Source organism: Pigmentibacter sp. JX0631 (genome assembly GCF_029873255.1).
Taxonomy (GTDB): Bacteria; Bdellovibrionota_B; Oligoflexia; order Silvanigrellales; family Silvanigrellaceae; genus Silvanigrella.
The window spans coordinates 1363211-1385298 of record NZ_CP123622.1; the positions used below are offsets into that span (position 1 = coordinate 1363211).

17 protein-coding genes and 1 tRNA gene are annotated in these 22088 nt (G+C 28.1%); 6 read left to right on the forward strand and 12 right to left on the reverse strand.

The annotated features are described in order from the left end of the window. The first annotated feature begins 190 nt into the window (after nucleotides 1–190). The 3 genes from QEJ31_RS05920 (at nucleotide 191) to QEJ31_RS05930 (ending at nucleotide 3369) form a co-directional block, all read left to right on the forward strand. Nucleotides 191–679, forward strand: coding sequence for a hypothetical protein (locus tag QEJ31_RS05920; RefSeq protein WP_280592866.1), 489 nt, complete (start codon nucleotides 191–193; stop codon nucleotides 677–679). Between the two features lie 73 nt (nucleotides 680–752). Further along, nucleotides 753–1466 (forward strand): hypothetical protein, encoded by a 714-nt coding sequence (locus QEJ31_RS05925; RefSeq protein WP_280592867.1) that lies wholly within the window; start codon nucleotides 753–755, stop codon nucleotides 1464–1466. A 10-nt stretch (nucleotides 1467–1476) separates the two neighbouring features. Further along, on the forward strand, nucleotides 1477–3369 hold the full coding sequence (locus QEJ31_RS05930; protein ID WP_280592868.1) for a S8 family serine peptidase: 1893 nt from the start codon (nucleotides 1477–1479) through the stop codon (nucleotides 3367–3369). A gap of 1 nt (nucleotide 3370) precedes the next feature. Here QEJ31_RS05930 and trxB read toward each other — a convergent pair whose 3' ends face one another. Further along, nucleotides 3371–4294, reverse strand: coding sequence for a thioredoxin-disulfide reductase (trxB, locus tag QEJ31_RS05935; RefSeq protein ID WP_280592869.1), 924 nt, complete (start codon nucleotides 4292–4294; stop codon nucleotides 3371–3373). A gap of 259 nt (nucleotides 4295–4553) precedes the next feature. On the opposite strand from trxB, the gene QEJ31_RS05940 reads away from it, so the two are divergent. Then, complete coding sequence (locus tag QEJ31_RS05940; protein ID WP_280592870.1) at nucleotides 4554–5333, forward strand: SDR family oxidoreductase; 780 nt, start codon at nucleotides 4554–4556, stop codon at nucleotides 5331–5333. Here QEJ31_RS05940 and QEJ31_RS05945 read toward each other — a convergent pair. Both QEJ31_RS05945 and QEJ31_RS05950 read right to left on the reverse strand, forming a co-directional pair. After that, nucleotides 5328–6092, reverse strand: a complete 765-nt coding sequence (locus QEJ31_RS05945) for a tyrosine-protein phosphatase (RefSeq protein WP_280592871.1) — start codon at nucleotides 6090–6092, stop codon at nucleotides 5328–5330. The two genes, QEJ31_RS05940 and QEJ31_RS05945, sit on opposite strands and share 6 nt — an antisense overlap. A gap of 177 nt (nucleotides 6093–6269) precedes the next feature. Continuing rightward, nucleotides 6270–7340 carry a phosphatase domain-containing protein gene (locus QEJ31_RS05950; protein WP_280592872.1) on the reverse strand — a complete coding sequence of 357 codons (1071 nt, stop codon included), beginning with the start codon at nucleotides 7338–7340 and terminating at the stop codon, nucleotides 6270–6272. A gap of 255 nt (nucleotides 7341–7595) precedes the next feature. Between QEJ31_RS05950 and QEJ31_RS05955 the strand changes: the two genes are divergently transcribed. Then, nucleotides 7596–8861, forward strand: a complete 1266-nt coding sequence (locus QEJ31_RS05955) for a hypothetical protein (protein WP_280592873.1) — start codon at nucleotides 7596–7598, stop codon at nucleotides 8859–8861. 146 nt (nucleotides 8862–9007) lie between these two features. Here QEJ31_RS05955 and QEJ31_RS05960 read toward each other — a convergent pair whose 3' ends face one another. Both QEJ31_RS05960 and QEJ31_RS05965 read right to left on the reverse strand, forming a co-directional pair. Then, on the reverse strand, nucleotides 9008–9469 hold the full coding sequence (locus tag QEJ31_RS05960; protein ID WP_280592874.1) for a hypothetical protein: 462 nt from the start codon (nucleotides 9467–9469) through the stop codon (nucleotides 9008–9010). Nucleotides 9470–9574: 105 nt separating this feature from the next. Beyond that, nucleotides 9575–9661: transfer RNA gene (locus QEJ31_RS05965), tRNA-Leu, on the reverse strand. 129 nt (nucleotides 9662–9790) lie between these two features. Between QEJ31_RS05965 and fabG the strand changes: the two genes are divergently transcribed. Beyond that, nucleotides 9791–10609 carry a 3-oxoacyl-[acyl-carrier-protein] reductase gene (gene fabG / locus QEJ31_RS05970; protein ID WP_280592875.1) on the forward strand — a complete coding sequence of 273 codons (819 nt, stop codon included), beginning with the start codon at nucleotides 9791–9793 and terminating at the stop codon, nucleotides 10607–10609. 47 nt (nucleotides 10610–10656) lie between these two features. On the opposite strand, the gene QEJ31_RS05975 is transcribed toward fabG, so the two are convergent. From QEJ31_RS05975 to QEJ31_RS06005, 7 genes are all read right to left on the reverse strand, one after another. Further along, entirely contained in the window at nucleotides 10657–11109 is a 453-nt protein-coding gene (locus tag QEJ31_RS05975; RefSeq protein WP_280592876.1) for a hypothetical protein, read from the reverse strand. Then, nucleotides 11106–11597 (reverse strand): type II toxin-antitoxin system antitoxin SocA domain-containing protein, encoded by a 492-nt coding sequence (locus QEJ31_RS05980; RefSeq protein WP_280592877.1) that lies wholly within the window; start codon nucleotides 11595–11597, stop codon nucleotides 11106–11108. The genes QEJ31_RS05975 and QEJ31_RS05980 overlap by 4 nt, the downstream gene beginning before the upstream one ends. Nucleotides 11598–11689: 92 nt before the next feature. After that, nucleotides 11690–13825 carry a hypothetical protein gene (locus QEJ31_RS05985; RefSeq protein ID WP_280592878.1) on the reverse strand — a complete coding sequence of 712 codons (2136 nt, stop codon included), beginning with the start codon at nucleotides 13823–13825 and terminating at the stop codon, nucleotides 11690–11692. Nucleotide 13826: 1 nt separating this feature from the next. Next, nucleotides 13827–18758: an MG2 domain-containing protein gene (locus tag QEJ31_RS05990; protein ID WP_280592879.1), complete on the reverse strand. Its 4932-nt coding sequence runs from the start codon at nucleotides 18756–18758 to the stop codon at nucleotides 13827–13829. 1 nt (nucleotide 18759) lies between these two features. After that, complete coding sequence (locus QEJ31_RS05995) at nucleotides 18760–20481, reverse strand: hypothetical protein (protein WP_280592880.1); 1722 nt, start codon at nucleotides 20479–20481, stop codon at nucleotides 18760–18762. Continuing rightward, nucleotides 20448–21032, reverse strand: a complete 585-nt coding sequence (locus tag QEJ31_RS06000; RefSeq protein ID WP_280592881.1) for a DUF1175 family protein — start codon at nucleotides 21030–21032, stop codon at nucleotides 20448–20450. The genes QEJ31_RS05995 and QEJ31_RS06000 overlap by 34 nt, the downstream gene beginning before the upstream one ends. Nucleotides 21033–21097: 65 nt before the next feature. Then, nucleotides 21098–22075 carry a DUF2135 domain-containing protein gene (locus QEJ31_RS06005; RefSeq protein WP_280592882.1) on the reverse strand — a complete coding sequence of 326 codons (978 nt, stop codon included), beginning with the start codon at nucleotides 22073–22075 and terminating at the stop codon, nucleotides 21098–21100. Nucleotides 22076–22088: the final 13 nt, after the last annotated feature.

Sequence of the window (22088 nt, forward strand, 5' to 3'; positions counted from 1 at the left end):
TTTAAGGAATGTTAACCCTTTAATAAATCCCCAACGGAGGGGGCAAACTTTAAACAAATTGGGTATAACGTAATTCCTATAAAATCAAATCAAATTTTTCATGAATTGAACAAAAATTTATATCTATGGTCGAATACAGATCCCACAATTATACAAATTTCTTTTCTTATATATTTGAAAGGAGATAAAATTGAAAGGACTTTACAGAAAAAGACTTGGAATTTGGGGGGAAGAGACTCTTGACTGTTGGATGAGTAAAAAAAAATGGATTCCCATATTAAAAAACAAGAAAATAAAACGAGGCGAAATTGATAGAATTTATCAATTCATGAAAAACCATTACTGTATCGCAGAAGTTAAAACTATTTTTTTAAATAAAAGCATGTCTAGTGAATATTTGTTTTCTGAAAACTTTATGAAAAAATTCGTAAAAAAACAGCAACTTCTAAATTTATTGAAATTTGCTAATTTCTATCTTAAAAACAAAGAAAATAATGTTTTCATCAGAATATTTTTAGTTTTCTTATTTAGTAAAAACAATTTTTACATCGACAAGATACACTTGTGCCAGAACATTAAGATTTGTTACTTAGAAAAAAATTTCGTTATTATTTCTATAATTCCTGAGTTTACCCCTAATTTTTATGGAAAAACGGATTTAGAAATTTGGCAAAAGTAAAAACTTGAAGAATTTTCATAAATTTAGAAATTTAAACTTCGATAAAAAGAGTACTTCCCAATAGGTGGATAATATGCGAATTAAAAATGTCATTTTATTGCTTTTAATTATAATAATCGCAATTATTATCATAATATTTTTGGAAAACTATCAAAAAAGTACTGATTTAAAGCAAACAAATACCTCTAAAGAAAAAATCGAAACAAATAGTTCTAACAATGAAAGAGTTGATTATAAAAAAGGGATGGAAGAATTAAATAGACAAAAAAGAGAAAATGAAATAAAAAAAACAAATAGTATTATCAAAACAAAATATAATGAAGATGAATTTAAAAAATATATTAAAGATAAAGTAAATACAAAAATTCCAAATCATGATAATTTATATTTTATAGATAATATTTCAGCAGTATATAAAAAATCTGATGAACTTATGAATAGAGAATATCTATGGCAAGATGAGGAATTTTTATATTATAAATCATCCAATAAATTTGATCATTTTTCAAATGAAGAATATTTAGCGTTGTTTGATAAAAACACAAATAGTATATATACCACAAATGGATTTTTTATTCTTAAACATAAAAAAGATCCAATTAACTTTTCAGGTATGTATGATAGAAATAATGTTGATAAAGTGACTGATTTCAAAGAAGATATATCTATTGTAAGAGCAAAAAACAATAGCAATTTAGTAAAAATTTATCAATCTCTACAAAATGAAAAAAATTTAATTAGTGTATCTCTAGAAATACTAGATAATATTCTTGTAAAAGATTTTTAAGGAAAGATGAATGAAAAAATTATTTTTTATAATACCATTTTTTTCCATAATATTTTTTTACTCTTGTGAATTGATCTTTCGTGCCGATGAGACTGAGAAAAAAGACTTATTTAAGGAAATGTGGCATTTAAAAAATACTGGACAAAAATCCTATGCAAAAACAGAAGCAATTTCTGGCATTGATTTAAATTTACCTAGCGATAAATATACTGGAAAAAATATCAAAATTTTAATTGCTGATGACGCTGTAGATTTAAAACATCCTGATCTTATTTCGAATGCTTTAGTTAATGGTTCTATTGATCTTTACAATGATCCATTAAATTCTGTTTCATACATACCTATTACACAAAACACTGAAACACATGGAACGAAAGTTGCTGGAATAATAGCCGCAGCTAAAAACAAAAACAATAATTTTAGAGGCATCGCTTATTCAGCAAAATTAGGAAGTGCAAATTTATTTGAAAAAGCAAACTCAATTTTTTCTTACACAACTTTGCAGATGTTAATGTATGATTTTGCATTTAATCAAAATTTTGATATCATAAATCAAAGTTATGGAGAAAATCCTTTTGTTTATTCTTCAATATATTCTTCAAATTCTCAAGCTATTAATGAATTAATAAAAAATAATTATAGGAAAAACTCGACAAAAGGTTTTATCATAGTTACTAGTGCTGGAAATTATACTTGTGAATTTAAATATGCTGATAAATATACTGAAATAAATGGAAAAAAATCAAGTTATGAAACAACTACAAATATAAACTTTAATAATCTAAAAAATTTAAAAGACTATGAGAAAAAATATTTATCAAGAATAAGACCTCATTTATCTTTATTTGATTGGAAAAAATCAACACCTTATACTATTGTTGTAGGAGCACTATCCGCAAATGGAATTATTGCTGAATATTCAAGTATTGGTTCAAATTTATGGATCACTGGATTTGGAGGAGGGGAGTTAAGTAGAAAAACCGAAGATAATTATTTCAACTCTGATTCTATCGAAAGACCAAAAATTATTACAACAAATATTCCTGGGAGAGTAGGATTTGGAAATTTATTTGATAATGGATTTTTATCTGAAAATAAAAATCTTCATTATTCATCTACTTTTACTGGAACCTCAGCAGCAGCTCCAACTATTTCTGGGGTAATCGCCTTACTGTTAAGTTCGAATCCAAAATTATCCTTTTGGGATATAAAACATATTTTAGCAAAAACTGCTAGCAATAAAAAAATTGAACCCAATCCAAAACCCTATTGTATTAAAGTCATCGAAAATTTAAATTTATTTGAAACAGGAAGTAATCTTTGGTCAGTTTGGAAAAATAATTGGGTTACCAATGCTGCGGGTTATCACTTTAGTAATTTTTATGGTTTTGGCGTAGTTAATACAACTGAAGCTTTAAATTATGCTCTAAATTATGATTATCCCTATTTAGGGAAACTAATTTCTAACTATGTTTATAAAAATTATAATATACAAAAAGTAATTAATGAGGGATCATTTGATTATCCAATTGAGATAAATATTGATAGAAATATAAAAATCCAAGCAATAAATATCTATCCAATTTTAGACGCTAGTAAATCTGACGGAATAGGAATTGAAATTGAATCTCCCCAACATACAAAAAGTGTAATATTATATCCTGGTAACTCATTAATTTCTGCTAGTACTGATGATTATAATAATAGACTTAAATTTCCAGGAAATAATTCCAAACTTGCTGATGAAAATATTGGTTTATTAACAAATGCTTTTTATGAAGAAGATTCCAAGGGTTTATGGAGAGTAAAAATAATTAATGCAAATAAAAAAGAACTTAATCAAAATAATCAAGTTCTTTTTAAGGGAATTAAATTTGAAATATTAGGCTTTTCAAAGAATTAGTTTAATGCGCAAAACCTTCTATATATTTTTCTGCTTGCAAAGCCGCTTGACAACCTCTTCCTGCAGCCGTGATAGCTTGGCGATATAATTTATCTTCAACGTCACCCGCTGCAAAAATTCCTTCAATATTTGTATAGGTTCCATTTTTTGTTAATATATAGCCCTTTTCATCCATATCAACCAATCCTTTCACAAAATCTGTGTTTGGATGATGACCTATAGCCATAAATAAGCCGTCAACGGTAATATTATCCTTTGTCCCATTTTTATTTTTCGCAACAATACCTGTTAAGCCTTTGTCATCAGAAATGGTATCTATAATTTCTGTATTATAAATAATTTTAATTTTCGGATTTGCAACTACACGTTCTTGCATAGCTTTACTAGCTCTAAATTTATCACTTCTATGAATTAAAATTACTTCGGCCGCCAATTTGGAAAGATACATTGCCTCTTCCATGGCACTGTCTCCACCGCCAACAACGGCAACTTTTTTATTTTTATAAAAAAAGCCGTCACAAACAGCACATGTTGATAATCCGTAGCCCATCAATTTATCTTTATTTGGCAAGGGCAATGTTATTGCAGAAGCTCCGGTAGCAATAATAACTACTTTTGCTTCTAGATCTGGTTCATAGTCACGCTTAATGATGAATGTTCCTTTATTGCTTCTTTCTACTTTTGATACTGAACCATTTAACATGCGAGCACCTACTTTTTCAGCCTGTTCACGCATATCCCGCATTAATTTATTTCCATCTATTCCATCTACAAAACCAGGCCAGTTTTCAATTACACTGGTAGTAGTCAATTGACCGCCAGGTTGCATACCACCAATAACAACAGGTGATAATGCTGCTCTTGCTGAGTATATAGCTGCTGTTAATCCGGAAGGCCCAGAACCAATAATGACAACATTTTCCATTTTTTACTCCAATGCTTAAAAGAATCTTAATGCGGTTTAAACCGTTAAGTATAATTTAGACTTAGTCTAAGCTCTGTCAAGGCTTCTTTCTTCCACTTCTTTTTTATTGAATAAATTATATAGTAATATTATATATTTATATAATGATTCAGAAGCTTTTGCGAAAAGAATCAACTACAATGTACAGCTAATTAAAAATATTATAAACCAAGTTTGTCTTCTTTCATAATTCTATGAAATTCTTTAAAAGGACATCCTAATGAAATCAAATAATTCAGAACTATTCTGGTTAAGTGGCGCTTCTAGTGGAATTGGATATGCTGTAGCCGAAGAACTTGCAAAGAAAAAAGCCAGTATCATTATTTCATCAAGAAATGCGAATAAAATTTCTGATAAAATAGGCATTCTTAAAAACTTAGGCGCAAGCAGCATAGAGTTAGTAGATTTAGATATATCTGAAGATGAAGCAAAAAATACTATAAATAACACACTAAAAGGAAGAAAATTAGCTGGCGTTTTAGTAAATGGAGGCGCTTATACAGGAAAAAAATTAGTCGAATATAAGTATGAAGACTTCCTTCAAAGTAACAAAAATATTCTTGCTGGACCAGCACAATTTATATTAAACATTTTACCTTTTTGTGAACATAATAATTCTAGTATAGTTGCAATTACAAGTACATCGGTTAAAGAGCCTGTTGGTTTATTACATATGTCTGCCATTTATAGATCAGGTTTAGTTGTTTTCTTAAAAAATTTAGCACATGAAATTGGTCATACAGGAATACGTATTAACAACGTTGGCCCTGGTTCTACAGCAACAGAACATATAGAACATTTAATAGAAAGTTCAGCAATAACGACAAATACAAATGCAGAAATAATTAGGAAAAACTTTGAAAGTCGTTCTGCACTTAATAGAATGGCAGATCCATCAGAAATTGCAAAAGTAGTTACTTTTTTATTTTCAAAAGATGCATCATTTATCAATGGACAAACTATACTAGTGGATGGTTGTTCCACTAGATCATATTTATAATTTTATAAAACTATTTGCAGCTTGTTTCATTAAATCATTAGTTATTCCACATTCTTCAATTAAAAAATGCGAAATACCACCATTTTTTTGCTGTTCAGTAATAAAATTCTTCATTTTTCCTATTTTATGTTTTTCTAACGCACTTGTTTTTTCATAGTCACATTCTATTGCATTTATTGTTTCTTCACTCAATAAGTTTTTTTGCTCTAAAGCCATAGCAGAAAGCATAGCTGCAAATGCACCAGTTCTATCTCTACCAACATCACAATGAAACAAAAAACTATTTTTATTTATCAAATCAAGTAAAGCTTTTTCAAAAAAAGTGCACATAGTTTGTTTAAATTCTATTTTTTTCCAATTCTCAAAATTTTCTATATCATTGATTTCAAAAGTTGTATTCGGATGAAAACCATATTTTCTGGTTCCATTCTCCATTTCACAGTAATAAGAATGGGGATTCCAAGGGCTAAAATTAAACGAATATATTGTATTTGGATTATTGATTTTATTACAACTCCAGCCAGAAAAATACTTATTTGAGCGATAGACAAGACCTGTGTTAAACATTTCTTTCTTCAAACACTTATTTAAACTTTGGCCTACATCTCTGAAATTTAATCTGTAATCAAAAAGCCCAATCCATAGTTTTGGTTCGTATTTACTTTTATCTCTTTTATAAACATAGCCAATAATCGCAACTAAAGACAAAATAAGCAGCAAAGGAATTAAGGTGAAAAGTAATATCTTTTTTTTGTTCATCAAATATCCATATCTATATACTAGTAAACAATAAAATAACTTTCCTAAAGATCGTTACTCCAATTCAAAAGACAGTTTTAAATCATTTAACTAAAAAAAAATAGTCGAAATAAAAAAAACCGAGTTTTATTTTCTCGGTCTTTTTTATAAATATAGAATATTTTTTAAAGAGAAAAATTAATTTCCTCCAGCTTTACAACCTGGGTAAGAAACTATTTCAGAATGTATTTTTGTTATTTTATCTAATAATTCATCGTCATTATTCAGTTGATTTAATACAATTCTTTCCCATTCAGATGTATTTAAAAATCCAGAACAACCATGCATCCATGGAGCATAAAATAATTTCTGAGTGTTTTCTAATTCTTCTGCCTCTTTCGAATTAGTTACAAGAGTATGATCTAATGCTTTGATTGATTGATCTAAGATCTCAGTTACATTATCTCTTGAAATAAATCCCATTTTATAAAATTGGATTGCTAGATCAGCTGTAGTGAAATAAGGAATTTGATTTTTATATATTTCATATCTTTTCCTTGAATCACTAGTAGAATAATTGATAATGTTTTTATCTGGTCCAGCATAAATATGATGCATGAAAGTTACAGTTCTATTTGGATACATAGATGATATTTTTAAATAAACATCTGGATCCAATTGTCCATTATCACCCATTAAAATTGCATAAATTTCCGGGTCACTATCCATTATTTTCTTTATAGCTGCAACTTTTCCATTTAATATCATATCATTTATTTTATGATTTAAATAACTTGAACCTGTTCCAACAGGAAAATAAGGATCTATTTCTTCTTGTGGCACATTATGATTGTGATTATGAATTACACTTGGAATTTTCTCGATAATTCCAACTACACCATGAATACTATTTTGGATATTTAATTTATTTGAATTAGCTTGAGAAGGCAAAGAAGTTTGAGTAGGAAATTTGTTAACTTGTAAAAAGTGATTTGCTGGATAAGCCAAAGGACCTTTTGCACCAGTTACATAGAATATTTCTCTTGCAGAAGTTGTGTTATTATCAGAGAAATTTTTGAATAAAAGAGGCATAGCAAAAAAAGCATTAGATTGCATTGAGTTTTCAGCAAATAATTTTGTACCAGCCATCACTGCTGTTATCTTAATAGTGTCGTCTACATCAGATATTATTACATATTTTTCAGCATAAGCTGAAATATTAAGTATCAGTGTAAGAAAAGAAAAAATGAAAGAATATATTATTTTCATGTAAGCATCCAATAGTTATAAGTTTTATTTAACTATATGTAATTCTTAGACTATATTCCGTCAAGGGTACTAAGGAAACAATGTAAATTTAACTTAAAATACAAAATATACTAAGACATTTTTGATTTTATCCATAATATTTAATATGATTTTAATCAAAAATTAATTTAAATAATAATACAAATTAGAGGATATATATAAATATTTTCCTATTAAAGACGATATATCAATAGTTATATTCATATGGATAAAGCTATGCGATATATTATCTTTTCAAGAATACTATTTGCCATTATTATATTTTTATCCTGTAAAAATCAAACCGATGATAAATCTGTAAGTAAATCTATACCAGATCAACAAAAGACAATCTCTTCTTTTCCATTTAGTTTCTATTCGACAGCTAACAGCGGAAATGAAGATAATTGCTTAATAATCCTAAAAGAAATGCAACAAAATGGCGTTACTATGATAGGGCCTTACTACGGCCATAATATTACACAATGTTTTAAATCAGCTAGTAAATTAGGAATGAAAGCCATTTATAGAATTGATTTAATAGGGCAAGATAATAAAAACCCTATAAATTTCACATCTACTCCAATAAATGATGCGCCAAATTATGCTGAAATAAAGCAACAAGTTAAAACAACTATTCAAAATATAGTCAATGATCCTGATTTAAATAATGCTGTTGCTTGGTGGGCTGTTTCTCCAGAAGAATTAAGATATTGGCGAAAAAATGAAATGAATTACTTAACAAATTTAAAAAAAGCAATTTTAGAAGTAGAAAATGAATTAAATTTAAAACATAGACTTCTGATGATGTATGAACCAAATAATAGAAAAGCTGCAGACTTAGTAAATATTGGAAAATATGGCCTTGATGTCCAAATGCGGGGGGTTTATGGAAATGGAATAGATGATCCAAATTGGCCGAATATTATTGAATTCGGAACACAAGCAGTTTATCAATCATCAAATGATTTAAAAAATCTTGGCGGCGTTACTTTAAATTTGAACAAAGATTATTCAAGTAGTCTTAATGAAGAACAAGCAAAATCATTAATTCGAGTTGCTGCTTATGTTGCACTAATAAATGGTGCTAAAGGAATTCAAATTTGGTCGTGGGCAACCCGCGCGGGGTTATCAAAAGAAAATAGAGACAAACAAGTTGCAGCATATATGAGTGTTAGTAATGACTTAAATGGAAAATTGCATTTAGCAAATATTTTTATGCAAGGCCATAAAAATCAAGACAAAAGTTTATTCACAATCACTTCAGGAACAGCAACCGAAAATTTAAAATTCGAGCTATGGGACTATAATAATAGTAAATATTTGTTCTTAATTAATACTTCATTAAATAAAAAAGTTTCAATTAATTCTTTACTAAATCTAAATTTTCAAAAAAATGAATTTATCGAAGGATTTTCAAATAATACATTTAAAATGCAAAGTAATAATACATTTTCTTTAGATATTGATCCATTAAGTATTATAATTTTGAAATTTTCATAAATAAAATATTTTTATTAACACTTAAATTTATTACAAATTATATAATTAAATTAAGAATATAATTTGGAATTAATACAATACATTAATCCTACATTCAATCTGAAATTAAGAAAGACAATTGGGTTCAGTTGTCAATTTGAAAATTTTTATTCATACTTCGCTTTCATATCTTTATGGCCTTCTAAATGTTCTAATAAATATTTTTTTTGGGTATTATTCAATAACTTTCTTATTTTAATAATATTTTGGAAATGTAGTTCTAAGATTCTTTTTTTTAAATCTAAATATTCAAGGTACATTTTTTTTAAATCTGTATCTGACTTTGTTTCATCCAGAATGGCTGTATTTATTTTTGCTAATTTTCCATGCAATTCATCTGAAATTGCTTTAAGTAAAACAATTTGATCATCAAAAATTTTCTTCATTTTTTGCTTTTGATCTTTTGTTAAATTAAAAGTGGAATCATCTAATATTCTAATACTTGCTATTATACTTTGAGGTTCCACTTCATGTGGCTCAATAAAAACCTCTTCCGCTTTTGCTTGCAAAAAATTTGTCAGTAATAAAGTTACAACAAGATATTTATAGCATTCTTTAAGGTTAAGCATAAAAAAATTCTCCGAAAACCCAAACAAGGAATCGGATTTACTATTGTCATTTTTAATTATTTTATTAGTCGGGGAATAGACATAAGATCGGTGAAAACTAGAAGTTGGTGCTCATGACCAGAATCGAACTGGTACACCCTTGCGAATACAGGATTTTAAGTCCTGTGCGTCTACCTATTCCGCCACATGAGCACGAATGATTACATATAGCAAGAATTTAAGATTGACAAGCCTTGGAAGGATATTTACGCAATTTTTTTTTCATGCTAGCGTCAAGACGGCTATTTTGTTCAATTATTTGCTTATCTAATAGAGGAATATATGGAAAATACTGAAAAAAAACAGGCAACTGCAGCAGAAATCGCTCAAATAATTAGCAGTATTTATGCAAAAAACCTTTTTAACGGCAAAGTCGCTTTAGTAACAGGAGCATCAAGGGGAATAGGTAGAACTATTTCTATTGCTTTAGGCACGTTAGGGGCAAAAGTAATCGTAAATTATGCTGGTAATGCATCTGCAGCTGAATCCGTTGTCTCCGAAATCAAAGAATGCAATGGAACGGCAACTTGTGCAAAATTTGATGTTGCAGATTTTAATTTAGTGCAGGAAAGCATAAAAGTTCTTGAAAAAGAACATGGCGGAATCGATATCTTAATCAATAATGCTGGTATTTCTAAAGATAACCTGTTTGTAAAATTTAAAGAAGACGATTGGAATGCTACTTTGGATACAAACTTAAAAGGTTCGTTCAATTGTTCGCGTGCAGTTGCAATGGGAATGATGCGCAAAAGATCGGGAAAAATCATTAATATCTCATCAGTAGTAGGTTTAACAGGAAATGCGGGACAAACTGCATATGCCGCTAGTAAAGCAGGAGTTATAGGACTGACTAAAGCTCTTGCATTAGAACTTGCTGGAAGAAATATTCAAATAAACGCATTAGCGCCTGGATATTTTACTACCGATATGACAAGCACCTTGGGCAATGAAGTTATTAAAAAAATAGAGGAAAAAATACCATCTGAAAAAGTTGGCGATCCAATCGAAGTGGCAAAAGCGGTTATCTTTTTAGCATGTCAAGCTTCAAGCTATATTACTGGCCAAACTCTTGCTGTTGATGGCGGCATGACCATGCACTAGAATTTCCTAACGGTTAAAACCTGTTTTTCGAAATAAGAACATCGTTTTTATTTTTCAGGTTGGTTTATATTAGGAAAATAATATTTAACGATAATTAATAATAGACCTATTGTATTTACAAAAGTGACAGTTAAAAGAGTAATAATAACACTGTCACTAACAACAATAAATTTTAATGCTGTTAGAACTATGTGACTAATTAAAATTAACGCAACAACAAGATAATAAAAAATAATAATTGTAGTTATTTTTTTTTCTAACCTTAAGCGTGCGTTCAATTCTAATTTTTTCTTTTTTAATGCAAGAACATCCTGCTCCCGTTCAATGCTTTGTCGAGTTATAACATTTTGTGCGCTATTAAAAATATCTTGACATTCAGGAGTAACAAAATCTGATTTCGTAGGATCTAATTCAATATCTTTTAGTTCAGTAGAATCAATTTTGTCAGAAAGAGAATGGGTCTCTCCAAAAATACTGGGTTCTAAACGAATACCTATCAAGTTCTTTTTACCTTGTCTTTAAAATAATTAAAAATTTCTTCATTTGGTATCATTTTGTTTCTGAAATTGGGATCATAATTTTTATCCCACGGTGAGTCTTTTACATGTGTTAAATAGGAGAGTTTTAATCCATCATACCCACCAAATTGTTCCCAAATAAAGTTCAATATATCTAACAAATTTTGGTCTTTAGTATTGACTGAAGGTTCGCATATTTGAGATCTTCCAGTGGAGTTTTTTACTTCTGTTAACTTCTTTTTAATACCATGAGATCCAAAGGGAGAGAGATCAAAATATAATTCAGGGATGACTGGTCCATGTTTCCAAGCTTGAAAAGTCTTATCAATAAGCGGGGATTTATAAACTGCTAGATAAATACCGTGGGCAAAATAAAGTAACTTTTGTATCTGCATATGTGAAAGTAATTTATTTTCACTTTTTGCTTTGTCAATAAAAAAATTGGCAACTGCCCTAAAGTTGTGAAGCATAATCTAACCCTCTTAGGTTTTATATACCATAAAACTATAAATTCATTCAAGATATCTAAAAAAATAAATCCAAATAAGAGAAACATAAATTATTAATGCCATTTGGTTTCTTTTAACAATTCTATAGCAAATTTACCTTTCTTTGATATTTCTTTCACATACTCAACATTGAATCCAAATCCATGCCCCTCACCTATTCCACTAAAAATCCATTCATTTTTATCTTTATTAAAGGTTATGGAATCAGGGCATGAATTTAATTTCAATTTATTCCTAAAACTTTCACAATCCAAATATTCCTCATTTTCTGGATATTGAATATGGAGTTTTACTTTTCTACCATCTACGATATATCTTTGGATATTTAAAATAAACTCTGACTTTAAAGAAAGTTGTAATTGTTTGCCAGTAATATTTTTTGTCCAAGGTTGTATCCCTCCCTTAGAAAACATCAACCATTTTTCTTTTAAATTTAGAGAATTTAAATATAAAATTAGGTTTTTATCGACTAGCTCTGAATTAAATATAGAATCTAAATTTTTTGCATCTGTTAAAGAATTACCTAAAAAAACCATACACTTAGTAGTATCACAAATAGGATTAGTTTTATTAGAATAAATAGAATTCCAGTAAATAATAGAACGAAAAGCTTTGTTAGCTTCACCTGAAATTTTACTATCTTCTGCTTTCACAACAGCATTAGTATAGGAAATAGGATCAGTTAAAAGATAATACTTGTTTTTTTCTAAAAGTCCACCAAGAAGAAGTTTTTCTTGGAGATTTTTCTGCCCAATTAAAGAAACAAAAAACATTCCACAAGTAGTAAACATAACATCTCTACCATGAACCTCTTTATACCAATTAGAATAAAATTTAGGACAATTATTTGTAACTTTTATTTTCTCTTCTCGAAGTTTTGAATAAAGTTCTACTTTAACTAAACCTTTATTATCTAATTGGGAACTAATTTTATTTAAAGCAATAAAGTTTTTTAAATATTTGTAACTATGCTCTGCTACTACAAAGCCATTGACTCCTTCTTGTCTAAAAATAGCTAAATATTGAGGATTATTTCTAGGCCAAACATATAAAACATGTCCATAATAAGGTTTAGAAAAGACATTCCCTGTACTTCCAGTTTTTGCAATAATACTATTTTCAGAAATTAATTTTTTAAACTCAACAGAATTTCGATTTAAAGTAGAATTTTTGTAATACTCATGTTCTGCTAAGGGAAAAAATAATTTTCTATCGCCTGATAATATTGAATTCCGCATTAACCAACCAGTTTGAATTAAATTTAAAGGGTAAAACCATGTTCCATCAGGTTTCCTTTCTCCAAGCACCCAACTCTGCATTGTTGCAGAATTATTTAGTAAAGATAAGTCCAAATTATTTAATTGATACTTTTCATCATTTATTAAACTACTAAATTTTTTTTTATCAAAAAATTTAATTTTATTATTTAGTTTTAAAATTTCTCTAGTATCACTTTTTAGCAATGCTTCAGATAAAAAATTTATTTCTTTCAAGGTTAGTTTTGATGTATCAATGCTTGAAAAAACAGGAATTTTAAGAAGAGATCCTAATGGAGCAGCCTTTTTTTGATTACCTGAAAAATCAACTAATTTCCCAGTTGTTATATGAATAATTCGCCACGAGAGACTTCCAGAATCCTGCTCTTTTTGAACATCTAAAATCTGTGAAATTAGCGTGGGAAAACTGCAAGGTTTTTCAATACTCCAACCATATTTTTTAATTAAACTTTGCAAAGCATTCCTAGATGTTTCTTTTAAGGGCCTATCGTATTTTACATCCTGTTTTAAATCATCTAATTCTGATTCATTTGTTTCATCAATTTTGCTAAATAAATGAACTTCTCCACTATAAAACATGGCACTGCCTTCATCAGCCCATATTGGTAATTTGCCTTTACAAGTATGAAAATTAGCTTCATGCATTAATTCATGTTTTACAAGTAGTTCTACTGTATAAGGCTTAATAGGAGTTGCCTGGACAACTATTTTTCCAGGACTCCAAGTTCCAGCCACCCCATGTAAATTATTTTTGTAATTTGCCTTTTGCTTCTTATTAAAGGGATAGATTCTTAAGTTTTCAGTATCTTTACCAAATGAATATCCCAAAGACTTCAACTCAAGTTGCATTTTGTTTATTTTATCTATTAACAAAACTTGTTGCTGAAGTTCTCCATATAAAAAAATATCCATTTCAGTTATTTTTTACCTCAAATGAAGAACTTAACCCAAAAATATTATCATTATACATATCTGTTGCTTTTGTTGCGGGAATTGAACTCATTCCTGAAAATCTTACATTCCAAACATTATATATTTCTAAACTATCATTTTCATTACTAGGTAATTCTAAAACACGAACTATTTTTTCTGGATAACGTTTAGTTTCTAATATCGCGTCTGTTTTTATTTTGAAATCCGATAAATAAATATCATCATTATCTACTCCTTCAGCTATGGAAGGAATTAAATCTTCAACTACTAAAAAATTACTATGAATATTGCGATTATTATTTAACTTACTACGTTTTATTGTTAGTTTAACTAAAACTATGTCTCCAATTTTTAATTCTGATAAATTGATTTTTTGAACTTCTTTCTTTTTCTCATTATACTTTAAAAATTCTTTTTTAATTTTAATTCCATTATCCATCTCTTTTATATCATTCATTGGTACAAATGCTTTAGCAGAAGCCAGAAGCGAAAATCCGTTTGGTAAATTTTCTGGAACTAAAGTATTAATTGATTTATCAGATTTTAAATTTTTCAAATTTCCTGAAAAACCTCCAAGAGTTGGAGTTAATTTTAAAATAGTTTCATTATCTGTTCCTTTTATATTAATACTTGAGGTTGATAATTTTTTAAACATTTTTACTTCATTCTTAACAACATCTTTTAAATTAATAATAACTTGAGCAGTATTAAAAGTTGAACCAAAACTATACCCATTTTCATTTAATGTCTCTATTAATCTATTCTTAAAAAGATTTTCAAACTCTTTATTAATTTTATTGTTCTTAAATAAGATATTGTAAGCTGAAGAATATATAGTAATATAATCTATTGGAAATGGTAAATTTTCTTCGCTATCGCTTAGTTTAACATTTTTAAAATAAACTTGATTATTAATTTTTGGAATATCTTCTAATATTTTATCTTGTAACTTTTGCAATAATATATCGTAATTTTCTTTTTTAATTTTAGAAATTGAATCATTATACGTCCAACTTTCAAGAATTTCTAATGTATAAACCAATGATGAAATGCTAATTTTATCTAAAGGAGAATCTATTATATTTTTAAATACCTTTTCTAATTTCTCACTTGGAATCACATTTAAAATTGCAGCATTTCTAAAAAACAAGAAATTATCTTCCGATACTTGATCATCTTTAATTAAAAGTTTTTCAATATTTTGCATACTTAACCAATCTTTTGCATGATCTAAAGCCTCACTAACTTCACCTTTCATTGCAAGAAAATTTGCTTGTTCTAAACCATATGCTGCAATAAGTGTCATATAAACGCTAGGGGAAGGATTTTGCTTCCACATCGTAAATGCACCATTGCTTAATTGATTTTCAATTAATTTTTTTAAACCTAATTCAGAATTACTTAGAGCTTTATCATATACTTGTTTATATTGCCCTAGTTTATCATCTTTAACACCAAGTTCATTAAATAATTTGTATAAAACCAAATTTGGTAAAGTAGAAGAAACTAATTGCTCTGTACATCCATATGGATAAGTAATTAACCAATTTGAAGCTAATAAAATATAACCTGTTAATCCGTATGTTGCTTGGACATGAAGATCAGATATTTTAGCTTTTTCTGGTATATTAAATGTCAAATTATTACTATTAAAAGTGCCTGGAAAATTTTGCTGAATACCATTAGGAATTAATTTTAATGAATAATCACTTTCACCACCTGTTTTTAAACCAGCTGCATGAAAAGAAAATGTTAAATTACCGAGACCTGATGGAGTTAAAGCTTTAACAGAAAATGGAGTTATAATATCTTTCATCGCTAAAATTTGTCCATTTACTATAGAATTCTTTAAGAAAAGATTATCACTCGCAATAATTTTAGAAGTAAAAGATGGTGATAGATTACTAGAGTTATAAAATCTTACATTAAAATTTAATTCATCATCTGTTCGTAAAAATTGCGATATATTTGGATTAGTTGATAAATCAGTAACTGTTTTCAAATATGATTTTTGTTCTCCAAATCTTCCATCCTGGTCAATAGCCACAACATTAATTACCCATTCAGTCACATTTGCTGGCATATTTACTACAATTTCAGCATTTCCTGATTGATCAGTAACGACATGCGGAACCCAAGTTGCGGTATCTCGCATTTTATTTCGCGCCAATTGGTTTTTAGCTTTTAATGCAAATAAATCAAAATTTTCTCTTCTTATTTTATCTGCAAAACCATATCCTTGTAAATCATCTGAATAAAAAGTCATTAAATTTAGTTTTGGATCTGGATAGAAAAAATCAATAATACTTGGCCGAAATTCATTTTGAACATCATAAACTGCTTTATCAACAATAGAAACTGCTAATTCTACATTTGCTGCTGGAGATTTATCATATTTTGTAACATGGAATTTGATCTTAGCTTTTTCCATGGGTTCTAAAACTTTTTTATTATTTAATACAGATATATTTAATTTTTTATCTTTTTGGAGAATTTTAAAACTAATTGATCTTTCTAAAAACCTACCTTCATTTTTAGGTATGGTTAATGTTACAAAAAAACCATTGCCATAACTTTCTTTTGCTTCAATATCTAGCCAGGCACTGCGACCAGTTAAATTTATAAGTTTTTTCTCATAAATTTTACTTCCAGCTATTGTAATCCAAGCAATACCTTTTTCATTATTACCCCAACCTTTGGGAAGTAAAGCTAATAATTTAAATTTACTATTTACTTCAGCATTCTTTATATTTGAAAAGAGTTCTACTTGAGAATTATCTAATACAGCTGAATTAGTTTCGTCTGCTACAATAAATTCAACAGAATCGGATTCAGAAGAATTTTTCATTTTCTTCTTATTCAATGAAATTAATTTTGCTTTTGCTATTATTTTTCCAGTACTTTCAATTTTAGGTGTCATAATTTTAGTGACACCATCTTCGTTTGTAGTAAATGGAATTTCATCAAGTTTCTTTTCTTTCCCATCAGCAGTTAAAAGCTTAAAAGTTACTATACCACTAGCATTTTTAGCGATATCTCCATTTGGCATACTTGAATGAATAAATATTTCATTGTTACTTTTAGTATTAGATATAATATTTTTAATTGAAAGTGAGGGATAAGCTTCAGATAATGTAACAGGATAATTTTCAGTTAATATTGCTTGACTACCTTGAGCATCCATAGCTTTTATCATTAATGAATAAGTCCACTCTTCATCCTCTGAATCTTTTGATTCAGGTAAAGTAAATTCAAATTCTCCCATTCCTGATGAGTCAAATTCGTTTGCAGAGCTCCAAGAGCCTTCAAACACTCCATTATTACTATTTTTTAAAGTAAACTGTTTTGCTTTATCTTCAGATTTTTTTTCAGATGAACTTGATTCTTCTTGCATACCATGCACACCTTGCAAGCGCACATCTACCGAACTAAAAATTCTAATTGGTTGATTTTGACTATTTGTCAGTTTCTTCCCAAAGTAATCACTTCCTGACTGTATCCCATAACCTTCTTCACTTATCCATTGTGCAACTTCAAACTTCTTTCGATATACATAAATTTCATATTTTGCATCACTTGGCACTCCACCAGAATAACGAATTGCTTTAAATTTTAAATTAACAGTTTTACCTGGATAAAAAGATCCATCCATTTTTTCTAATTGTAAATAAAATGTTGGCTTAACATAATCACGAACTCTGAATTCCCCAGAATATGAGTTTTGCTCACTTTGTGCATGAATTTGATATATTCCCGGAGTTTGATCGCTTTGCAAAGCAATTTTTCCTGAAAAAGAACCAAATTTTGTTAAGTTAATATCTTTTAAGCTCTGTACAAGAGCTCCTTTATTATCCACGATATCAATTTTATCTAAGCGTTTAATTGGAGTATTAAAGAAAGATATTGGAGTTATTAGTTTACCAGAGTCTCTTGATCGCATTATCCCTTTAAAATAAACTTCTTCCCCAGGCTTAAAAATAGGTCTATCTGTCATCAAAAATATATCGGATTTGGCTTCATTTACTGACAGAAATTCTGTGCTTGCAAAAGCATTAATTCCATTTTTTTCTAATCTTACAACTAATTTAGAATCAAATGGAGTAGTGTCTTCAACTAATAATTGACCTGCACTATTTGTTTTACTAGGAGATGTTAACCATTTACCTCGACTGTCCCTTAAATAAACAGTAGCTCCTTCTACAGGTGACATATCTCTATTCATTGCTGTAATTAAAACTTGATTTGTTGATTGCTTAACTTGCATAGATATATCTGATATTTGTAAAATACTTTGTGCTTCATCTTGACCTTGTACAACTTGAATTAAATAGAGGCCTGATGGTAGCTTGGGTAAAATTATATTATTTTGATTATATGATTTATTTTCACTTATCTCGGAAAATTCAAAGCCAGGAGTTTCTCCTTCAATAATTTCAGTATTGCCCATTAATGGAATTCTAAATTTTTTAACTAGTTTTGTATTACTTGGAGGCAATATAAAAATTGACTTTCTTTGATCCGCAACTGAAACTTTTGGCAATATTTTTATAGAATCAGATAATATATCAGTAAAGTTTTTTCTAAATTCTGGGGAAATAAACCTTCTTAGCTTATCCAACGGAACATCAACTCGATTAAGCCCTTTTGCAATAAAATGACCCGCATTTAGTTTAGTTGTAGGTTCTTCATAAGTTCTACTTATATTTAATTGACCTTCCAAAAATTTATCAATATTTATTGGTTGGAGTATTCTCAACTCCATTTCAATATCTCGGTTTTGATAATCAAGCCTTATTTTTGCATTTTCTTCTGACGAAAAACTATTTTCTATCGTTAAATAAAAAGGAGATGCAGAAACAGATAGAAAATTTAATAAAATAAAAATATAAAAAATATTCCGTATTAAATACATGTTAAAATTCCTTACTATTCAAGGAAAATCCAGTTAAATTTTCGTTATTTTTTCCATAAAATCCAAAAATAGGTAGTTGATTCAAAGTTTTTAATGTATCATTCTTCATATTATTAATTTCCTGAATACTTTTTCTTTTCCAATCAGGAATTTGTTCCTTCCCACTATTTTCATTATCATCAGATAATAAATTTTTTGTTGCACTAAGAAATGAAGAAGAAAAAAATGTATTTAAATTAAAAGAAAAAAATAGTTGACTTGAAGTAAAATTATTCAAATCACCTGATTTCCAATTTAATATTGACTTATTTTGACTTTTACAAGATGAAGACATTTTATTAAATAATTGACTACTACTTGCCATTATATAAACATTTGCTTGTTTACAGTACTCAACAATACCATTTTCAGCAGCAACTAATCCATCAATAGGGAATCCTTCATCTAAATTTGTTTTATTATTTGAAATGATTAATCCTACTTCAGAAATATTAAACTTTGCATCACTATTGAGATCCCAGATAAAAGCAAAACCACTTTTATTCTTTCCTAATTTAAATACATCATAATTTAATTTTTCATCAATAATTAAATCGTCTACTGGAATTGGATTTGGTATAGAAATGCTTGCTGCAAAAGAAAAAAATACGTCATGAGGAATAGATTTTAAAACACCATCTGAGAATGATGGAGTTAGAATATCAAATAATTTATTTCTTTCTAATTTCATATTTAAAGGTTTTGTTTCATTCTCAGTTAGTTTAAAACTAAACTCAGGATTATATTTATTCTTTTCGAATAAGACATTCAAAAAGTTATCAAAGTAGCTTTCTAATCTTAGTTTAGCTACCACACTAGCATTGGGATCTTTAATTGAAAATTCTTCTCTTGGATTTTCTAAAGTATTAATTAAAGTAATTAGATTAAATGATAAATATATTTTGTTTTCAACTTCAGATATATAAATATCCTGGTTAGCTAAATTTATTTCCCATATTTTTACATTTGAACCTTTAAAAGCATATTTTTTCTTTCCATATTTTTTAGTAATTGTGACTAAAATATTTTTAGAACTTCTTGTATCTTCAGTATTATACTCTAATACAATTCCATTTTTTCCCCTTATTGTATCATAATAAATAATGGGGTTTGCTTCAATGATTTCTTTTAGCAATATATTAAGAAAGGGTTCTGCAACTTTTTTAAATCCAATTTCTAAACTTGTTATATTTTTTATGTCACTATAATTTGACATATATCCGCTAAAAACTTCGGATTCTTTAATTTTTTGAAATTTTTCATTTTTTGTATACCAATTATAAAAATCTTTTCCATTAGCTATTTTTATTACTAAAGTTGGATTTGTTCTTGCTAAGATAATTTTTTCAAAATTATCGCAAACAGCTTTACTATCAGGTCTTTTTGGAAGATCAATTGAATTTAATGAAACTCCATGCAATAATTTATCCAAGGTATAAGCATCAGCATTGCATTCATTATAGACATTATCAGGAAGATTTTTATCTAAATTTAGAACTGATAATTTTTTATTTATACTTTCGTCTAAGTATTGATATTTTAATAAAACTTTAGTTTCATTCATCTTAATACTATCAAAAGAACTTGAAAAAAATTTAAAATAAAAAATAATAGCACAAATTAATATAGCTATTAATATACTTATAATTCCTATAATTTTTTTATGTCTTGAAACATTTTCCATTTATAAATTCCTACAAAAAAAGGATTTCTATTATTTGGTAACCATTGAGGATCAGGAGAATTAAGTAAATCATTGATTGATACTATTCGAATTTTTGCATTTTTCCCTTTTCCTCCATTATGATACATAACTAAAGATTTATTATAAACTTTTCCAACATATAGCATTAAATGCCATGGCTCTAAGGCATTACTATTCTTATTAAATGCAAGAATATCTCCAGGTAATAAATCATTTACATTTTTTGAAACATATTCAAAATTATAGGTAACTAAATTTTCAGCATCTGCAAATGAAGAATATTTGGAATTTGATATTTCCCAGATATTTGGAAAATTTGGAAATAAAGATCTAGCTTCTTCTGAAACACTTGGAAAATATAATTTTTCAGGAATTTGCAGAATGTTTCTTTGTTTTAAAGTACGTTTTTTTAATGCTTCTTTATATGCAAACCTAATAAAACCAGCGCAATCTTGTTGTTCTTTTAACCAGCTAGAACTTATTCTTCTTGCTTGATAAAGAGCTAAATTTACGATAGCTGTTCGCAGCAATTTTTCATCTTTTAAGTTAATTAATTTTTTATTTTCAATGGAATTTTTAATATTACTAAAGGTTATTAATTTTTTTTTATGCTTTTACTTTCTATCTCTGAATAATCTTTAGTTTCTTCCGATGAACTTAAATGAATATTATAATCTTCATTATTTGAATCATCACTTTTATAATCATTAGAAGATTTCCATTTATCTAATATTTCTTTTGAAATTTCTAATTTAGAGTTTTTTCCATTTTTTGCAGGAACTATGATTTCTGGTTGTTGATTATTTCCCTTAAACACTACATAAGCTAGAGTTACAGTCTCACCAGGTTTAGCTAAAGGTTTTTCAATATCTTTTTTTAATTGATTTGGCATTCCTTCATTCGTTATTACAGTAAGTCTTCCTAATGTATGTTGTACTGCGCCACCAGGCCAATAATTTGCATCAATTCTATAAATACCAATTAATGGTTTTACATTTTGATAAATATAAGGGCCAAATCCTGGTGTATCAAATGAATCTCCTTCTTTATTCAAAAAAAACTTTCCACCCGAAGGTGATTCAGTTTGCACCCAATAAACATGAGAACCATCAGGTTCATATATGTGCAAATCAGTATATGCACCATCTGTATCATTACTTAATATTATTTTTAGACCTATAGAAGGAATTCGTGCTTCAAAAGTTCTTTTAATGAAAGTTGTTCCTGCTAAATTTCTGCACTCTACAATTACAGTATTTTTTCCTTTTGCAGCTGGAAAAGTTCGACTAAACGCACCATTTTGGTTTCTTGTAAAATATCTAGAGCCATTTATATTTATGTAAATTGGATTCGCAGTTACGTCTGAACAGGTACCAGAAACAGTTACCATTTGATTTAGAGTCCAACCTCCTGAAGGACTTTTTAATGTTAAAACAGGCTTTGTAGTTCCATTTCCTATATTTAAAAAACCTCTTCTGAGTAAAACATCTACATTTGCAGAAGCAGTTGCATAACACAAATTTGGAAATGAAATAACTAAAGGCAGCAATAAGTTAACATATTTTAATATCATTTAGAAACCCAAT